We start from the raw sequence: 16742 nt of genomic DNA, 5'->3' as shown, positions 1-16742 counted from the left end.
TACAGTCATACCGAACACGACAATCTCAAGGAGCTTTCATGTCCCGTTTCATTCGCAGTGCCGCTGTCCTCACCCTCGGCGCCAGCGCCCTGGCCAGCCTGCCGGCCATGGCCGCCGATGAACTGCATTACAACCAGATCTCCCTGCGGGCCGAAGTCAGCCAGGAAGTGGCGCGCGACAAGATGATCGTGACCCTCTACACCGAATCGCAGAACGCCGACCCGGCCAAGCTCGCCGCCGAAATCACCACCAGCATCAACACTGCCCTGGGCCAGGCCCGCGAAGTCAAGGCCGTGACCCTGCGCCAAGGCAGCCGCAACAGCTACCCGATCTACGACAGCAAGAACCAGAAAATCACCGGCTGGCGTGAACGCGCCGAACTGCGCCTGGAAAGCGCGGACTTCCCGGCGCTGTCCAAACTCACCGGCGAGCTGTTGAACACTCTGAAAATGGACAGCATGGACTTCGCCATCGCTGACAGCACGCGCAAGGCCAGCGAAGATGCGATGCTCAAAGACGCGGTCGCAGCGTTCAAGGCCCGTGCGCAACTGGCAACCGATGCACTCGGCGGCAAGGGTTACAAAATCGTCAACCTGAATTTCAACACCAACGGCTATCCGATGCCCTATGCACGCGGCGCCATGATGATGAAAGCGGCGATGGCCGATTCAGCGCCCACGCCTGAAGTGGAGGCCGGCACCAGCCAGGTCAACATGAGTGCAGACGGCGTGATTGAAGTGCAGATGCAGTGACCCCTACCTGACAACCCTGAACGGCGGTAACCTCGGTGACCGCCGTTTTCATTTGCGCAGCTTTTACAGGGTTGCGATTTCAGGGGTCTCCATGGACAGAATTGCCTTCAAACCGCTCCTCCTTGCCGCAGGCCTGCTGGCCTTTATGCCGCTGGCCAACGCCTCCACCACCCTGGTGTACTGCTCCGAAGCCAGCCCCGCCGGCTTCGACCCCAGCCAATACACCAGCGGCACCGACTTTGACGCCTCCGCCGAAACCGTGTTCAACCGCCTCACCCAGTTCAAGCGTGGCGGCACCGAAGTCGAGCCCGGCCTCGCCACCCGCTGGGATGTGTCCGAAGACGGCCTCACCTACACCTTCCACTTGCGCGATGGCGTCAAGTTTCACACCACCGACTTCTTCACCCCGACCCGCGACTTCAACGCCGATGATGTGGTGTTTACCTTCACCCGCCTGCTGGATGCCGAGAGCCCGTTTCGCAAGGCCTACCCCTCCGAATCGCCCTACTTCACCGACATGGGCCTGAACACCACGATCAAAAGCGTCGACAAACTCGACGACCACACCGTGCGCTTCAACCTGAACAACGTCGATGCCTCGTTCGTGCAGAACCTGGCCATGAGTTTCGCCTCGGTGCAATCGGCCGAGTACGCCGCCCAGCTCCTCAAGCAAGGCAAGGCCGAGGACATCAATCAGAAACCGGTGGGCACCGGACCGTTCGTGTTCAAGCGCTACCAGAAAGACTCGCAGATCCGCTACGCCGCCAATAAACAGTATTGGAAACCCGAGGATGTGAAACTCGACAACCTGGTATTCGCCATTACCCCGGACGCCGCCGCGCGCCTGCAGAAACTCAAGGCCGGCGAATGCCAGGTCAGCGGCTACCCGCGCCCCGCCGACATCGAGGTGATGAAGCAGGACCCTGACTTGCGAGTGCTCCAGCAGGCTGGCTTCAACCTGGGTTTCCTGGCGTACAACGTCACCCATGCGCCGCTGGATCAGCTCAAAGTGCGCCAGGCCCTGGATATGGCCATCGACAAGCCTGCGATCATCAAGGCGGTTTACCAGGGTGCCGGACAATTGGCGCAGAACGCACTGCCACCGGCGCAGTGGTCTTATGACCCGGCCATCAAGGATGCGCCTTACGATCCAACCAAGGCCCGGGCGCTACTAAAAGAAGCAGGGGTTGCACCAGGTACCACCATCAATCTCTGGGCGATGACCGTGCAACGCGCCTCCAACCCGAATGCGCGCATGTCGGCACAAATGATCCAACAGGATTGGGCCAAGGTCGGCATCAAGGCCAATATCGTCAGCTATGAGTGGGGCGAATACATCAAGCGCGCCAAAAATGGTGAACATGACGCGATGATTTATGGCTGGACCGGCGACAACGGCGACCCCGATAACTGGCTCGGCGTGCTCTACAGTTGTGCCGCGGTCAAGGGCAGCAACTACGCAAAGTGGTGTAACCCGGCGTATGACAAGCTGGTGCAGCAGGCCAAGGTCAGCAACGATCGCGAACAGCGCATCAAGTGGTATCAACAGGCGCAAAAAATCCTTAAGGAACAAGTACCTATAACGCCTATTGCGAACTCGACGGTTTTCCAGCCAATGCGCAAGCACGTGCGCGACTTCAAGATCAGCCCGTTCGGGCTGACACCGTTCTATGGTGTGAGTCTAGATAAGTAACAACAACGCCCCAATCGAGTGCACTAGACGCCTCGATTGGGCTTTTCCGGTGCGCCCGACGCACCGAAAAAACCCGTCAAACAGACAAATTATGTCGAAACTTTCATAAATGCGACATTCTTGTACGCCCGTCCCACTGTTTGGCGCTTGCAACCGTTCAACATCTTGCAATGGGTATGGCGCCTGCATAAGTATCCGCAGGCCGACTCACGAGGTCGCCCTCACCACCAAAAATGACAACAAATCATGAGGCCAACATGCTTAAACACGCAGTCCTTCCGTTATTAGTGAGCGCTGGCCTTATGGCCGCAGCCCCATTTGCCCAAGCGGCAACTAACCTGGTGTTCTGCTCCGAAGGGAGCCCGGCCGGTTTTGACCCAGGCCAGTACACCACCGGAACAGACTTCGATGCCTCGGCCGAAACCATGTTCAACCGCCTGAGCCAGTTCGAACGCGGCGGCACCGCCGTGGTGCCTGGCCTTGCCACCAGCTGGGACGTGTCCCCTGACGGCCTGACGTATACCTTCCACCTGCGCGAAGGCGTCAAGTTCCACACCACACCGTACTTCAAGCCGACTCGTGAATTTTCGGCCGACGACGTACTGTTCACGTTTAACCGGATGATCAATAAAGACGATCCATTCCGTAAGGCCTACCCTACCGAGTTCCCGTATTTCACGGACATGGGGATGGACACCAACATCAAGAACATCGAGAAAATCGATGACCACACCGTCAAGTTCACCCTTGGCACCGTGGACGCCGCGTTCATTCAGAACATGGCAATGAGCTTCGCCTCGATCCAATCCGCCGAATACGCCGCGCAATTGTTGAAGGAAGGCAAACCCGCCGACATCAACCAGAAGCCGGTCGGTACGGGTCCGTTCGTGTTCAAGAGCTACCAGAAAGACTCGAACATTCGCTATACCGGCAACAAGGACTACTGGAAACCTGATGACGTGAAGATCGATAACCTGATCTTCGCCATCACCACTGATCCGTCGGTGCGTATCCAGAAGCTCAAGAAAAACGAATGCCAGGTCACCCTGTTCCCACGTCCGGCCGACCTCAAGGCGCTGGGTGAAGACAAAGACCTGAAACTGCCGCACCAGGCCGGTTTCAACCTGGGCTACGTGGCCTACAACGTGATGGACAAGGTCAAGGGCAGCGATCAGCCAAACCCGCTGGCGGACCTGCGCGTACGTCAGGCGCTGGACATGTCGGTGAACAAGCAGCAGATCATCGACTCGGTGTACCAGGGTGCCGGTCAATTGGCCGTCAACGCCATGCCGCCGACCCAATGGTCCTACGACACAACCATCAAGGACGCCGCCTACAATCCTGAGAAAGCCAAGGCGCTGCTCAAGGAAGCCGGCATCAAGGAAGGCACCGAGATCGTGCTGTGGGCCATGCCGGTTCAGCGTCCGTACAACCCGAACGCCAAACTGATGGCCGAGATGCTGCAGAACGACTGGTCCAAGATCGGCTTGAAGGTCAAGATCACCAGCTACGAATGGGGCGAATACATCAAGCGCTCCAAGGGCGGCGAGAACCAGGCCATGATCATTGGCTGGAGCGGCGACAATGGTGACCCGGACAACTGGCTGAACGTGCTGTTCGGCTGCGACTCGCTGTCGGGCAACAACTTCTCCAAGTGGTGCGACAAGAAATTCGACGGCATCGTGAAAGAAGCCAAGAAAACCTCGGATGTCGCCAAACGCACCGAGCTGTACAAGCAGGCGCAACATGTTCTGAAAGACGCAGTTCCGATGACACCTATCGCGCACTCGACGGTGTATCAACCCATGCGCAACACCGTGCAGGACTTCAAGATCAGCCCGTTTGGCTTGAACTCCTTCTACGGCGTCAGCGTAAGCGGCAAGTAAGGATCAATAACGGCGACGTGTCACAACGTCGCCGTTATTTCATCCGCCTGGACCGTAGGAAACAGACCACATTTTAAGCGCTGCTGTCCTACAGTAATGAACTGCGCTTCATGTCTCCGTTACCTACAAGGTCAATCCGATTTGGCGTATTTACTGTGAAGTCCGCGACCCATAACGTCGTAGGACAGCAGAGGCCCAAATTTGAGAAAGGAACTCGCTGTGTGTGGGATCAGTGATGTCTCCCTGGCTGTGGCCAGTGGGATCGCTCGCTGTTGATAACTACAAACAAGGATCGGGATCGTCATGCGCCATACCACCGTTCTATCCGCACTGTTTGCCACCAGCCTTCTGGCCGTGGCCACCATGGCTCAAGCCGCCGACAAGAAGAGCCTGGTGTTCTGCTCCGAGGGCAGCCCGGCAGGCTTTGACACCGCGCAATACACCACCGCCACCGACAACGATGCCGCAGAGCCGTTGTACAACCGCTTGGTCGAGTTCGAAAAAGGCGCAACTGACGTAGTGCCTGGGCTGGCAACCAAATGGGATATTTCCGAAGACGGGCTGACCTACACGTTTCACCTGCGTGAAGGGGTGAAGTTCCACAGCAACAAGGAATTCAAGCCGACGCGCGACTTCAACGCCGACGACGTGCTGTTCACCTTCAACCGCATGCTTGACCCCGACCATCCGTTTCGCAAGGCCTACCCTACCGAGTTCCCCTACTTCAACGGGATGAGCCTGAACAAGAACATCGCCAAGGTCGAAAAAACCGATCCGCACACCGTGGTGATCACCTTGAACACGGTCGACGCCGCGTTCGTGCAAAACATCGCCATGAGCTTCGCCGCGATCCTCTCCGCCGAGTATGCCGAGCAGTTGCTCAAGGAAGGCAAACCCAGCGATATCAACCAGAAGCCGATCGGCACCGGCCCGTTTGTGTTCCAGCGTTACCAGAAAGACTCGCAGATTCGCTACGTGGCGAACAAACAGTACTGGGACCCGAGCAGGGTCAAGCTCGACCAACTGATCTTCGCCATCAACACCGACGCTTCGGTGCGTGTGCAGAAGCTCAAGGCCGGCGAGTGCCAGGTCACCCTGCACCCGCGCCCTGCCGATGTCGACGCGCTCAAGGCCGACCCGAACCTGCAACTGCTGACCAAGCCGGGCTTCAACCTCGGCTACATCGCCTACAACGTGCGCCACAAGCCATTCGACCAGCTTGAAGTGCGCCAGGCGCTGGACATGGCGGTGAACAAGCAGAGCATCCTCAACGCCGTGTACCAGGGTGCGGGGCAACTGGCAGTGAACGCCATGCCGCCGACCCAGTGGTCCTACGACGACAGCATCAAGGACGCCGCCTACAACCCGGAAAAAGCCAAGGAACTGCTCAAGGCCGCCGGTGTGAAGGAAGGCACCGAGATCACCCTCTGGGCGATGCCGGTACAACGTCCGTACAACCCCAACGCCAAGCTGATGGCTGAAATGCTGCAGAACGATTGGGCCAAGATCGGCCTGAAAGTGAAGATCGTCAGCTACGAATGGGGCGAATACATCAAGCGCACCAAGAACGGTGAGCACGATGTCAGCCTGATCGGCTGGACCGGCGACAACGGTGACCCGGACAACTGGCTGGGCACCCTCTACAGCTGCGACGCCATCGGCGGGAACAACTACTCCATGTGGTGTGACCCGGCGTACGACAAGCTGATCAAGCAAGCCAAGGTCGTCACCGACCGCGAACAAAGGACTGTTCTGTACAAACAGGCGCAGCAACTGCTCAAGCAGCAGGTGCCGATCACGCCAGTCGCCCATTCGACGGTCAACCAGCCGTTGAGCGCCAAAGTCGAAGGTTTCAAAGTGAGCCCCTTCGGCCGCAACGTGTTTTCGGGCGTCAGTATCACCCCATAAAAAAAATAACCGGATTGCGCAGGGCGACGTAGGCCCTGCGGCAAACGTGCAGCCTTTTGTTGGGATTTTTCCTACGGCAAACGTTTGCAATAGCTTGAACGAGTTACACACCCAATAGCCGGTTCACCTAAAAAGACCGGCATAAAAAAGAGAACCAAAGGAGCTTCACCCATGAAACTGAGCAGCAAAGCGCTTCTGGCCCTGGCCATCAGCAGCATCACGGCCACCGCCTACGCTGAAACGCAGAGCCAGGACTTCGTTCCTACCACTCTGGCCGGCACCAGCGCCCAAAGCGAGGCCAAGGGCTTCATCGAAGATTTCAGCCTGGGCGGCACCACGCGTAACTGGTACTCCCATGAAAGCAAATACCGTGGGGGCACCTTCGCTTACCAGAAGCATGGCCAAACCCTGACCGACCGCAACCGTACCAACTGGGTGCAGGGCACCATCCTCAACGCCAGCTCGGGTTTCACCCAGGGCACTGTCGGCGTCAAGACCGAAGTGGCGGTGTACAACGCGCTGGTCCTGGACCGCAGCAAGCGTGATATCAAGGGCGGCTCCAACCGCACCCTGGCCGATTCCAACGGTGACGCCGTCGACCAGTGGAGCAAACTGGGCCTGGCCAACGTGCAGTTCCGCGTGTCCAACACCACACTGACCGCCGGTCGCCAGAATTTCAGCAGCGGCATCGTCGACACCATCGGCAACCGTGCGCTGCCTTCAAGCTTCCAGGGTGTGAGCTTCAACAGCGAAGAGTTCAGCAACCTGTCGTTCCAGGGCGGCGTGTTTGACCGCGTTTCCCCGCGTAGCGAACAGAGCCTGTCGAAATTCCGCAGCGAATACGGCAACGGCGCAGAAACCGACAAAGTCTCCACCCTGGGTGTGAACTACCAGCCGCTGAAAAGCCTGAAGACCAGCTTCTTCGCCGCCAACGTGAAGGACTTCTGGAACCAGTACTACTTCGGCGCCACCCACGAATTGGGCGACGCTCAACAACTGGGCCTGACCACCGGCTTCAACTACTACAAGACGGTCGATGAAGGCAAAAAAGAGATGGGGGAAATCGACAACGATACCTTCTCCCTGTCCCTGGGCCTGACTCACCAGGCCCACAGCCTGACCTTCGGCTACCAGCAAGTGAACGGTAACGAGTACTTCGACTACCTGCACGAAACCAACGGCATCTACCTGGCCAACTCCCTGACGTCTGACTTCAACGGCCCGAACGAGAAATCGCTGCAGATCGCCTATGCCATCAACATGGCCGAATACGGCGTGCCAGGCCTGAAGTTCAACGCCTACTCGGCCCGCGGCTGGGGCATCGACGGTACTCACTACACCGGCAACAACGGTCGCGCCAAGTTCGCCTACGACGGCATTCAGTCCCAGGACGGCGAGAAACACCAGGAATACGGTGTAGGCGCCTCTTACGCCCTGCAAAGCGGCCCACTCAAAGCCACTACCGTGCGCGCAACGTATGTTGAGCACCGTGGCAGCGAGTTCCAGTCCGACGGCAGCATCAAAGAGTTCCGTCTGGTCACCACCATCCCGTTCAACATTCTTTAATTAGCGCCAGGTAAGCGGCGGGCTCAGGACGAGCCCGCCGTCTTCGCGTTTCTGGCTCCATCGATTGCAGAGGGCTCTGAATGAAAATGCTCCCGTTACAAGCTGCCATGGCCGCTGCGCTGCTGAGCGTGGCGATCGGCGTTTCGGCCAAACCGCTGGTGGTCTGCACCGAAGCCAGCCCGGAAGGTTTCGACCCGGTCCTGTACACCACCGCCGTGACCGCTGACGCCGCTGCCGAAACCATGTTCAACCGCCTGGTGGACTTCAAGCCCGGCACCACCGAAGTGGTTCCAGCGCTCGCCAAGTCCTGGGACATCAGTGATGACGGCCTGACCTATACGTTCCACCTGCGCGACGACGTCAAGTTCCACACTACCGATTACTTCAAGCCCACGCGCAACTTGAATGCCGACGATGTGCTGTGGAGCTTCCAGCGCCAGTTGGACCCGAAACACCCGTGGCATAACAAGTCCACCACCGGTTTCCCTTATTTTGAAAGCATGGGTTTCAAGGAACTGCTCAAGAGTGTCGAGAAGGTTGACGACCACACCGTGGTCTTCACCCTGACGCGCCCTGAGGCACCGTTCCTGGCCGATGTCGCAATGCCGTTCACCGCTATCCACTCCGCCGAATACGCCGACAAGCTGCTCGCCGCCGGCAAGACCGACGAACTCAACAGCAAGCCGATCGGCACCGGCCCGTTCATCTTCATCCGCTATCAGAAAGACGCTCAGGTGCGCTTCAAGGCCAACCCGGAATACTTCCGTGGCAAGCCGCCGGCCGACCCGTTGATCCTGGCCATTGCGGTCGACAACAATGTGCGCCTGCAAAAGCTCAAGGCCAACGAATGCCAAATCGCGCTTTATCCCAAGCCGGATGATCTGCCGAGTATCAAGAAAGATCCGAACCTGAAAGTGGATGAGCTGGCGGCCATGACCACCAGCTACACCGCCCTGAACACTACCCACAAGTACATGAGCGACCCACGGGTACGTCACGCGATCAACATTGCGTTCGACAAGGCCGGCTACACCGACGCCTTGTACGGCAAAGGCAACGCAGTCGTCGGCACCGGCCCGTATCCACCGACCTTGCTGGGCTTCAATGACAAGCTCAAGAACCCGCCCCGCGACCTCGACAAAGCCCGCGCCCTGCTCAAGGAAGCCGGCGTACCGGAAGGCACCGAGTTCACGCTGTTCACCCGTAACGGCGGTGGCCCGACCAATCCCAACCCGATGCTCGGCGCGCAGCGCATGCAGGCGGATCTGGCGCAGATTGGCCTGAAGGTCAATATCAAGGTCATGGAATGGGGCGAGATGCTCAAGCGCGCCAAAGCCGGCGAACACGACATGGTTTCCGCCGGCTGGGCCGGGGATAACGGGGACCCGGACAACTTCCTCACCCCAAACCTGAGTTGCGATGCGGCGAAAAACGGCGAAAACTACGCCCGCTGGTGTAACAAAGAATTTCAAGGCTTGATCGACAAGGCCCGCGCCATCGCTGAACCCGCTGAGCGCGCCGCACTCTATGAACAAGCCCTGGATGTGTTTGAAAAGGATCAGCCATGGATTCCAATGGCTTACCCGAAAATGTTTACCGCCATGCGCAAGAACGTCGAGGGTTATACCCAAAGCCCTCTGACGAACAATAACTTCGCCACCACCCAGGTGAAGTAAATAAGAAAAACGCTCGGCGCCGTCGCTATTGACGGCGCCGAACCTGCCTAACCGGCTGATTGAGGTATACACCAAGATGTTTAGTTTTATTGCCCGCCGACTGGGGTTATTGATCCCCACGTTCTTCGGCATCACGTTGCTGACCTTTGCGTTGATTCGCATGATTCCAGGCGACCCCGTAGAAGTCATGATGGGCGAGCGGCGGGTTGACCCCGAAATGCATGCCCAGGCAATGGAACGCCTTGGCTTGAACAAGCCGTTGTATGCGCAATACCTGGACTATGTGGGCAAACTTGCCCAGGGCGACCTCGGCGAATCCCTGCGCACCCGCACCAGCGTGTGGACCGAGTTCACCGCACTCTTTCCGGCGACCCTGGAACTGTCCATGGCCGCCCTGTTGTTCGCCGGTATTCTGGGCCTGCTGGCCGGGGTGATCGCGGCACTCAAGCGAGGGTCCCTGTTCGACCACGGGGTGATGGGCATCTCCCTGGCGGGCTATTCGATGCCGATCTTCTGGTGGGGCCTGATCCTGATCATGTTCTTCTCGGTGAGCCTGGGCTGGACCCCGGTTTCCGGGCGTATCGACCTGCTCTACGACATCGAGCCACGCACCGGTTTCATGCTGATCGACACGTTGCTGGCCGATGAGCCGGACGCGTTCTGGGACGCCTTGCACCACTTGATTCTGCCGGCCATCGTGCTGGGCACCATCCCGCTGGCGGTGATCGCGCGGATGACCCGTTCGTCGATGCTCGAAGTACTGCGTGAGGACTACATACGCACCGCCAAGGCCAAGGGCCTGTCGCCGGCGCGCGTGGTGTTCGTGCACGGCCTGCGCAACGCGCTGATCCCGGTGCTGACCGTGGTCGGCCTGCAAGTCGGCACGCTGCTGGCCGGCGCCGTACTGACCGAAACCATCTTCTCGTGGCCCGGCATCGGCAAATGGCTGATCGAAGCCATTGGCGCGCGGGACTACCCGGTGGTGCAGAACGGCATTCTGTTGATCGCCTGCCTGGTGATCCTGGTGAACTTCGTGGTGGACATCCTCTACGGCTTCGCCAACCCACGCATCCGTCACCAGCGCTGAGATCATGACCATGACTACCTCTACTCCAGTGTCAGCAGTCGATCAGAGCCTGCTGTACCCGTCCCCGTACAAAGAATTCTGGCAAGCCTTCTCCAAGAACAAAGGCGCGGTTGCCGGCCTGCTGTTCATGCTGCTGATCGTGTTCTGCGCAATCTTCGCACCGTGGGTTGCACCGCATAACCCGAGCGAGCAATACCGCGATTTCCTGCTCACCCCGCCCGCGTGGCTGGAAGGCGGGCAGATGCAGTTCCTGCTCGGCACCGACGAACTGGGCCGCGACCTGCTCTCGCGCCTGATCCAGGGTTCGCGCCTGTCGCTGCTGATCGGCTTGTCGTCGGTGGTGATGTCGCTGATTCCGGGCATTCTCCTTGGCCTGTTCGCCGGGTTCTTCCCGCGGCTGCTCGGCCCGACCATCATGCGTTTGATGGACATCATGCTGGCCCTGCCCTCGCTGCTGCTGGCTGTGGCGATTGTCGCGATCCTCGGCCCTGGCCTGATCAACACCGTGATTGCTATCGCCATCGTGTCGCTGCCGTCCTACGTGCGCCTGACCCGCGCTGCGGTAATGGGCGAGTTGAACCGCGACTACGTGACTGCCGCGCGCCTGGCCGGTGCCGGCCTGCCACGCCTGATGTTCATCACCGTGCTGCCCAACTGCATGGCACCGCTGATCGTACAAGCGACCCTGAGCTTTTCCTCGGCGATTCTCGATGCCGCGGCCCTGGGCTTCCTTGGCCTTGGCGTCCAACCGCCAACGCCTGAGTGGGGCACCATGCTGGCCTCGGCCCGTGACTACATTGAACGCGCCTGGTGGGTCGTGAGCCTGCCGGGTCTGACCATTTTGCTCAGCGTGCTGGCAATCAACTTGATGGGTGACGGCCTGCGCGACGCGCTGGACCCGAAACTCAAGAACGCCGCCTGAGGAGATTCCCATGTCACTGTTAGAAATCAAGAATCTCAATGTGCGCTTCGGCGACAAGACCGCCGTGCCGGTGGTCGATGGCCTCGACATTTCGGTCGACAAAGGCGAAGTCCTGGCAATCGTTGGCGAGTCGGGCTCGGGTAAATCCGTGACCATGATGGCGCTGATGGGCCTGATCGAGCATCCCGGCATCGTGACGGCCGATGCGCTGAATTTCGACGGCAAGGACATGCTCAAGCTGAGCAACCGCCAGCGCCGCCAGATCGTCGGCAAAGACCTGGCGATGGTGTTCCAGGACCCGATGACCGCGCTGAACCCCAGCTACACCGTGGGTTTCCAGATTGAAGAAGTGCTGCGCCTGCACCTGAAAATGTCTGGCCGGCAAGCGCGCAAACGGGCCATCGAACTGCTGGAAAAAGTTGAAATCCCGGGCGCCGCCAGCCGTATGGATGCCTACCCGCATCAACTCTCCGGCGGTATGAGCCAGCGCGTAGCCATCGCCATGGCGATTGCCGGCGAGCCGAAACTGCTGATCGCCGACGAACCGACCACTGCCCTGGACGTGACCATCCAGGCGCAGATCATGGACCTGCTGCTGGCCCTGCAGAAAGAACAGAACATGGGCCTGGTGCTGATCACCCATGACCTCGCGGTAGTGGCTGAAACCGCCCAGCGCGTATGCGTAATGTATGCGGGCCAGGCCGTGGAAGTTGGCCAGGTGCCGCAACTGTTCGACATCCCGGCGCACCCGTACAGCGAAGCGCTGCTCAAGGCGATTCCGGAACACAGCCTGGGCGCCACGCGGCTGGCCACCCTGCCGGGCATCGTGCCGGGCCGCTATGACCGTCCGCAGGGTTGCCTGCTGTCGCCGCGTTGCCCGTACGTGCAGGAAAACTGCCGCACCCAGCGCCCAAGCCTTGATCCGAAAACCAACAGCCTTGCGCGCTGCTTCTACCCCTTGAACCAGGAGGTGGCGTAATGGCCGTCGTTCTTACCGCCCGCGACCTGACCCGTCACTACGAAGTGTCCCGTGGCCTGTTCAAGGGCCACGCCACGGTGCGTGCCCTTAATGGTGTGTCCTTCGAACTCGAAGCCGGCAAGACCCTCGCCGTAGTGGGCGAATCGGGTTGCGGCAAGTCCACCCTGGCCCGCGCCCTCACGCTGATCGAAGAACCGTCTTCGGGCTCGCTTAAAATCGCTGGCCAGGAAGTCGCCGGTGCCGACAAGGCCCAGCGCAAGCAATTGCGCAAAGACGTGCAGATGGTGTTCCAGAGCCCCTACGCCTCGTTGAACCCACGCCAGAAGGTCGGTGATCAGCTCGGCGAGCCGCTGCTGATCAACACCAACCTGTCCGCCGCCGAACGCCGCGAAAAAGTGCAGGCGATGATGAAGCAAGTGGGCCTGCGCCCCGAGCATTATCAGCGCTACCCGCACATGTTCTCCGGTGGCCAGCGCCAGCGTATCGCCCTGGCCCGGGCGATGATGCTGCAACCCAAGGTGCTGGTGGCGGACGAACCGACCTCGGCGCTGGACGTGTCGATCCAGGCCCAGGTGCTCAACCTGTTCATGGATTTGCAGCAGGAATTCAACACCGCCTACGTGTTCATTTCCCACAACCTGGCGGTGGTGCAGCACGTCGCCGACGACGTGATGGTGATGTACCTCGGCCGCCCGGTGGAAGTGGGCCCCAAGGAAGACATCTACGCCCGTCCCCTGCACCCTTACACCCAGGCGCTGCTGTCGGCCACCCCGACCATTCACCCGGACCCGAACAAGCCGAAGATCAAGATCGTCGGCGAATTGCCCAACCCGCTGAATCCGCCACCTGGCTGCGCGTTCCACAAGCGCTGCCCGTATGCGACGGCGCGCTGCAGCACCGAGGAGCCGCTGTTGCGGCCGTTGGATAATCGGCAGGTGGCTTGCCACTACGCAGAGCAGTTCGTGGCCTGAATCATGTAGGAGCGAGCTTGCTCGCGAAAAACGTCAACAATTACGCGGGCATCTGGTTAATCACAGTGCCCTTGCGTTCTTCGCGAGCAAGCTCGCTCCTACAGGGGTGATGCGGCGTCAGTGAGTTCTACAGCCCTTTCCGTCAGGTTGCGCATCAGCCTGGCGGGAGGGGCTTCTTTTTTTCGGGTTAGCGCGGCGTCTCAGGTTTCGCCGTCATCAAAGGTTTCACTGTCTTCCCCTTCGTTGATGGGGTTTTCCGGATCCCTGACATCTGTGGGCTGGGGCTGCGGTTTCCAACTGCCGGAATTGACCTCGTTGGCCTTTCTCTTGGTGACAGGGCCGGTGTCCTTCCACTGGGGGGTGCCATCGCCGGCCAGTGCCGGGACGGTCGTCAGCAGTGGGCCTGCCAATAGCATCAGACAAATAACGTATCGAACCTTTCGCACGGTGGACTCCTTCGCAGTCAGTGTGTGAACGCTAGACCCGATGCAGGGTTCTCGCCAATTCCCAGCCTTACAGAGATCAGAATGTGGGAGGGGGCTTGCCCCCGATAGCAGTGGGTCAGGACGTTACATGTCACTGATAGACCGCCATCGGGGGCAAGCCCCCTCCCACATTTGATTGTATTTCACAGCCAAAAAAGGGCGAAGCCATTACAGCTTCGCCCTTCTCTCAACCGCCAAGATCTTATGGTGCTCACCTTCCATCATCACCTGATTGCCCAATGCTGGAACCAGGCGAGAGAACCTTTCGAGACTATAATACAGTAACGTTCTGCTTCAATATAAAGAACCCTTCGACGCGCCTCGGCGAGCCCTGAACATCCACATTGAGATCAAACTTAAAAAATCCGGATTTCTCTGAGGAATTTATCATTCCAGTCACAGAACCGGACGTAACTTCAGTACGCCCCCCTACTACATAATGATCCACACGGAATCCCTGACCGACAGGAATATCGACACCCCAAAAGTCATACGAGTCGAATGTAAAGGTAAAGCCCGTTTCACGAATACCGTTCTCAGTATCCCGACCTTTGAATATCGGTAGAATCGGTTGCGGCCCCTCTGCAAGATATACGTACTTAAACGGCGGGATTACCAGCCCCCCGTTTTCAAAACGATATTCAAAGTATCCAGTGGCATTCTGTATCTGTTCTTCCTCATGACTGACCATGATCCAATCTCCATGCCAGGTAACTGATAGAAAGATCTGTGCGTTCAAATCCCAAACCAAAAACATGCTGTTGAACGTCTACTTACAAGCACTGACGGTAGGCCACACGACCTTGCCTGTTCAAGAAGCAGAACCGTTCTTACATTCTTCTCCTGGTCTATCTAACGGCTGAACACGATAAGAATCTACTGTCAAACTTCACAGTTGACTTATAGGCGCTTACGAAGTCAAAAAAAAAAACCCTAAAGGTAAAATCTTTAGGGTTTTTAATTAGTTGCTCAAGATGAGAGCCCTGAATCAATGGTGCTCGCGGGTCGCGCGGAATTTTACATCCGGCCAGCGCTCTTCCATCAGCGCCAGGTTGACCCGGGTCGGGGCCAGGTAGGTCAGGTGACCACCGCCATCCACCGCCAGGTTTTCCACGGCCTTGTTGGAAAACTCTTCCAGTTTTTTCTTATCGCTGCACTCGATCCAGCGCGCCGAATACACGGTGATCGGCTCGTAGGAGCATTCAACCTTGTATTCCTCTTTCAAGCGGCTGGCGACCACATCGAACTGCAGCACACCGACGGCGCCGAGGATGATGTCGTTGCTGCGCTCGGGGAAGAACACCTGGGTGGCGCCCTCTTCCGCCAACTGCTGCAAGCCCTGGCGCAGTTGCTTGGATTTGAGCGGGTCGCGCAGGCGTACACGGCGGAACAGTTCCGGAGCGAAGTGCGGGATACCGGTGAAGCCCAGCGCTTCGCCTTCTGTGAAGGTGTCGCCGATCTGGATGGTGCCGTGGTTGTGCAAACCGATGATGTCGCCAGCGTAGGCTTCTTCGAGCTGTTCACGCTCGGAGGAGAAGAACGTCAGGGCGTCGCCGATGCGTACGTCCTTGCCGGTGCGCACGTGGCGCATCTTCATGCCCTTTTCGTAGCGGCCGGAGCAGATACGCATGAAGGCGATACGGTCGCGGTGCTTGGGGTCCATGTTCGCCTGGATCTTGAACACGAAGCCGGTGAATTTCTCTTCGACCGGTTCCACGGTGCGCTCGTTGGCGACACGGGCCAAGGGCTTCGGTGCCCAATTCACCACGGCGTCGAGCACGTGGTCGACGCCGAAGTTGCCCAGGGCGGTGCCGAAGAACACCGGAGTCAACTGACCGTCGAGGAATTCCTGCTGGTTGAATTCATGGCAGGCGCCCTGCACCAGTTCCAGCTGGTCGACGAAGCGGTCGTACTCGTCGCCCAGGTGGGCGCGGGCTTCGTCGGAGTCGAGCTTTTCGATGATTTTCACATCGGTGCGCTCATGCCCGTGGCCGGCGGTGTAGACGATGATGTAGTCATCGGCCAGGTGATACACGCCCTTGAAGTCGCGGTAGCAACCAATCGGCCAGGTGATCGGCGCGGCCTTGATCTTCAGGACGGCTTCGATTTCATCCAGCAGCTCGATGGGATCGCGGATATCGCGGTCGAGTTTGTTGATGAAGCTGACAATCGGCGTGTCGCGCAACCGGCACACGTCCATCAACGCGATGGTGCGTGGCTCGACGCCTTTACCGCCGTCGAGCACCATCAGCGCCGAGTCCACTGCCGTCAGGGTGCGGTAGGTGTCTTCGGAGAAATCTTCGTGGCCCGGGGTATCAAGCAGGTTGACCATGTGGTCGCGATACGGAAACTGCATGACCGAGGTGGTAATGGAAATACCCCGTTGCTTTTCCATTTCCATCCAGTCGGATGTCGCATGGCGGTCGGATTTACGCGATTTCACCGTGCCGGCCACCGCAATTGCCTTGCCCATCAGCAACAGCTTTTCGGTGATGGTGGTTTTACCGGCATCGGGGTGGGAAATAATGGCGAAAGTGCGGCGTTTCGCGACTTCGGCGGCCTGGTGGGTCATGGGAAATCGCCTGGCAGGTGAGTCAAAAAAGGGCGGCGAGTATAGCGCAAACGCGAGGGCACGGACCACCGTTGAGCCCATTGGGGGTGGCTAAATGCTCCCAAGTGTGGAACCTTTTAAAAGGTAGAGACGTCCACTCCCCTGCTTACGCACTCGGAACAGGGGCTGGAAAATCAGCAAGTTAGCCTGACGAGGCTGCGCTTATGGCTCGAACTCATGCCGCTTTTGACGGCATTGGCGAGCTG

General features: G+C 58.8%; 13 protein-coding genes. 10 read left to right on the top strand and 3 right to left on the bottom strand.

The window, feature by feature from the left end; all coding sequences use genetic code 11:
• Window positions 1–38: 38 nt before the first annotated feature.
• The 10 genes from CIB54_RS00785 (at window position 39) to CIB54_RS00740 (ending at window position 13440) form a co-directional block, all read left to right on the top strand.
• Window positions 39–752: an SIMPL domain-containing protein gene (locus tag CIB54_RS00785; RefSeq protein ID WP_065951583.1), complete on the top strand. Its 714-nt coding sequence runs from the start codon at window positions 39–41 to the stop codon at window positions 750–752.
• Window positions 753–843: 91 nt separating this feature from the next.
• On the top strand, window positions 844–2445 hold the full coding sequence (locus tag CIB54_RS00780) for an ABC transporter substrate-binding protein (protein ID WP_101218219.1): 1602 nt from the start codon (window positions 844–846) through the stop codon (window positions 2443–2445).
• 257 nt (window positions 2446–2702) lie between these two features.
• The gene (locus CIB54_RS00775; protein WP_065951581.1) at window positions 2703–4331 is read left to right on the top strand and encodes an ABC transporter substrate-binding protein; all 1629 of its coding nucleotides are present in this window, start codon (window positions 2703–2705) and stop codon (window positions 4329–4331) included.
• A gap of 303 nt (window positions 4332–4634) precedes the next feature.
• Window positions 4635–6239 (top strand): ABC transporter substrate-binding protein, encoded by a 1605-nt coding sequence (locus tag CIB54_RS00770; protein WP_065951580.1) that lies wholly within the window; start codon window positions 4635–4637, stop codon window positions 6237–6239.
• 171 nt (window positions 6240–6410) lie between these two features.
• A complete protein-coding gene (locus CIB54_RS00765; protein WP_065951579.1) occupies window positions 6411–7805 on the top strand; it encodes an OprD family outer membrane porin in 1395 nt (464 codons plus the stop codon).
• 80 nt (window positions 7806–7885) lie between these two features.
• Window positions 7886–9481, top strand: coding sequence for an ABC transporter substrate-binding protein (locus CIB54_RS00760; protein WP_065951578.1), 1596 nt, complete (start codon window positions 7886–7888; stop codon window positions 9479–9481).
• A 76-nt stretch (window positions 9482–9557) separates the two neighbouring features.
• Window positions 9558–10568 (top strand): ABC transporter permease subunit, encoded by a 1011-nt coding sequence (locus tag CIB54_RS00755; RefSeq protein WP_003171721.1) that lies wholly within the window; start codon window positions 9558–9560, stop codon window positions 10566–10568.
• A 10-nt stretch (window positions 10569–10578) separates the two neighbouring features.
• Entirely contained in the window at window positions 10579–11490 is a 912-nt protein-coding gene (locus tag CIB54_RS00750) for an ABC transporter permease subunit (RefSeq protein ID WP_005784738.1), read from the top strand.
• Window positions 11491–11500: 10 nt separating this feature from the next.
• Window positions 11501–12469, top strand: a complete 969-nt coding sequence (locus CIB54_RS00745; RefSeq protein WP_065951577.1) for an ABC transporter ATP-binding protein — start codon at window positions 11501–11503, stop codon at window positions 12467–12469.
• The gene (locus tag CIB54_RS00740) at window positions 12469–13440 is read left to right on the top strand and encodes a peptide ABC transporter ATP-binding protein (protein ID WP_057724522.1); all 972 of its coding nucleotides are present in this window, start codon (window positions 12469–12471) and stop codon (window positions 13438–13440) included. The genes CIB54_RS00745 and CIB54_RS00740 overlap by 1 nt, the downstream gene beginning before the upstream one ends.
• Before the next feature lie 200 nt (window positions 13441–13640).
• Here the strand turns inward: CIB54_RS00740 and CIB54_RS00735 are convergent, their stop codons facing one another.
• The 3 genes from CIB54_RS00735 to CIB54_RS00725 all read right to left on the bottom strand — a co-directional run bounded on the left by CIB54_RS00735 (window position 13641) and on the right by CIB54_RS00725 (window position 16497).
• Window positions 13641–13886, bottom strand: a complete 246-nt coding sequence (locus tag CIB54_RS00735; protein WP_101218218.1) for a hypothetical protein — start codon at window positions 13884–13886, stop codon at window positions 13641–13643.
• A gap of 310 nt (window positions 13887–14196) precedes the next feature.
• Window positions 14197–14616, bottom strand: a complete 420-nt coding sequence (locus tag CIB54_RS00730; RefSeq protein WP_101218217.1) for a hypothetical protein — start codon at window positions 14614–14616, stop codon at window positions 14197–14199.
• A 297-nt stretch (window positions 14617–14913) separates the two neighbouring features.
• Window positions 14914–16497, bottom strand: a complete 1584-nt coding sequence (locus tag CIB54_RS00725; protein ID WP_065883636.1) for a peptide chain release factor 3 — start codon at window positions 16495–16497, stop codon at window positions 14914–14916.
• Window positions 16498–16742: the final 245 nt, after the last annotated feature.

It is taken from the genome of Pseudomonas fluorescens, assembly GCF_002837185.1.
In the GTDB taxonomy this organism is placed as follows: Bacteria; Pseudomonadota; Gammaproteobacteria; order Pseudomonadales; family Pseudomonadaceae; genus Aquipseudomonas; species Aquipseudomonas fluorescens_AM.
This window is presented reverse-complemented; position numbering and strand designations above follow the sequence as displayed.

Bases quoted from the DNA above. Each gene is read 5' to 3' on its own strand.
- CIB54_RS00750 (WP_005784738.1), top strand. From the start codon at position 10,579: ATGACTACCTCTACTCCAGTGTCAGCAGTCGATCAGAGCCTGCTGTAC.
- CIB54_RS00765 (WP_065951579.1), top strand. From the start codon at position 6,411: ATGAAACTGAGCAGCAAAGCGCTTCTGGCCCTGGCCATCAGCAGCATC.
- CIB54_RS00770 (WP_065951580.1), top strand. From the start codon at position 4,635: ATGCGCCATACCACCGTTCTATCCGCACTGTTTGCCACCAGCCTTCTG.
- CIB54_RS00740 (WP_057724522.1), top strand. From the start codon at position 12,469: ATGGCCGTCGTTCTTACCGCCCGCGACCTGACCCGTCACTACGAAGTG.
- CIB54_RS00760 (WP_065951578.1), top strand. From the start codon at position 7,886: ATGAAAATGCTCCCGTTACAAGCTGCCATGGCCGCTGCGCTGCTGAGC.
- CIB54_RS00785 (WP_065951583.1), top strand. From the start codon at position 39: ATGTCCCGTTTCATTCGCAGTGCCGCTGTCCTCACCCTCGGCGCCAGC.
- CIB54_RS00780 (WP_101218219.1), top strand. From the start codon at position 844: ATGGACAGAATTGCCTTCAAACCGCTCCTCCTTGCCGCAGGCCTGCTG.
- CIB54_RS00725 (WP_065883636.1), bottom strand. From the start codon at position 16,497: ATGACCCACCAGGCCGCCGAAGTCGCGAAACGCCGCACTTTCGCCATT.
- CIB54_RS00730 (WP_101218217.1), bottom strand. From the start codon at position 14,616: ATGGTCAGTCATGAGGAAGAACAGATACAGAATGCCACTGGATACTTT.
- CIB54_RS00745 (WP_065951577.1), top strand. From the start codon at position 11,501: ATGTCACTGTTAGAAATCAAGAATCTCAATGTGCGCTTCGGCGACAAG.
- CIB54_RS00755 (WP_003171721.1), top strand. From the start codon at position 9,558: ATGTTTAGTTTTATTGCCCGCCGACTGGGGTTATTGATCCCCACGTTC.
- CIB54_RS00775 (WP_065951581.1), top strand. From the start codon at position 2,703: ATGCTTAAACACGCAGTCCTTCCGTTATTAGTGAGCGCTGGCCTTATG.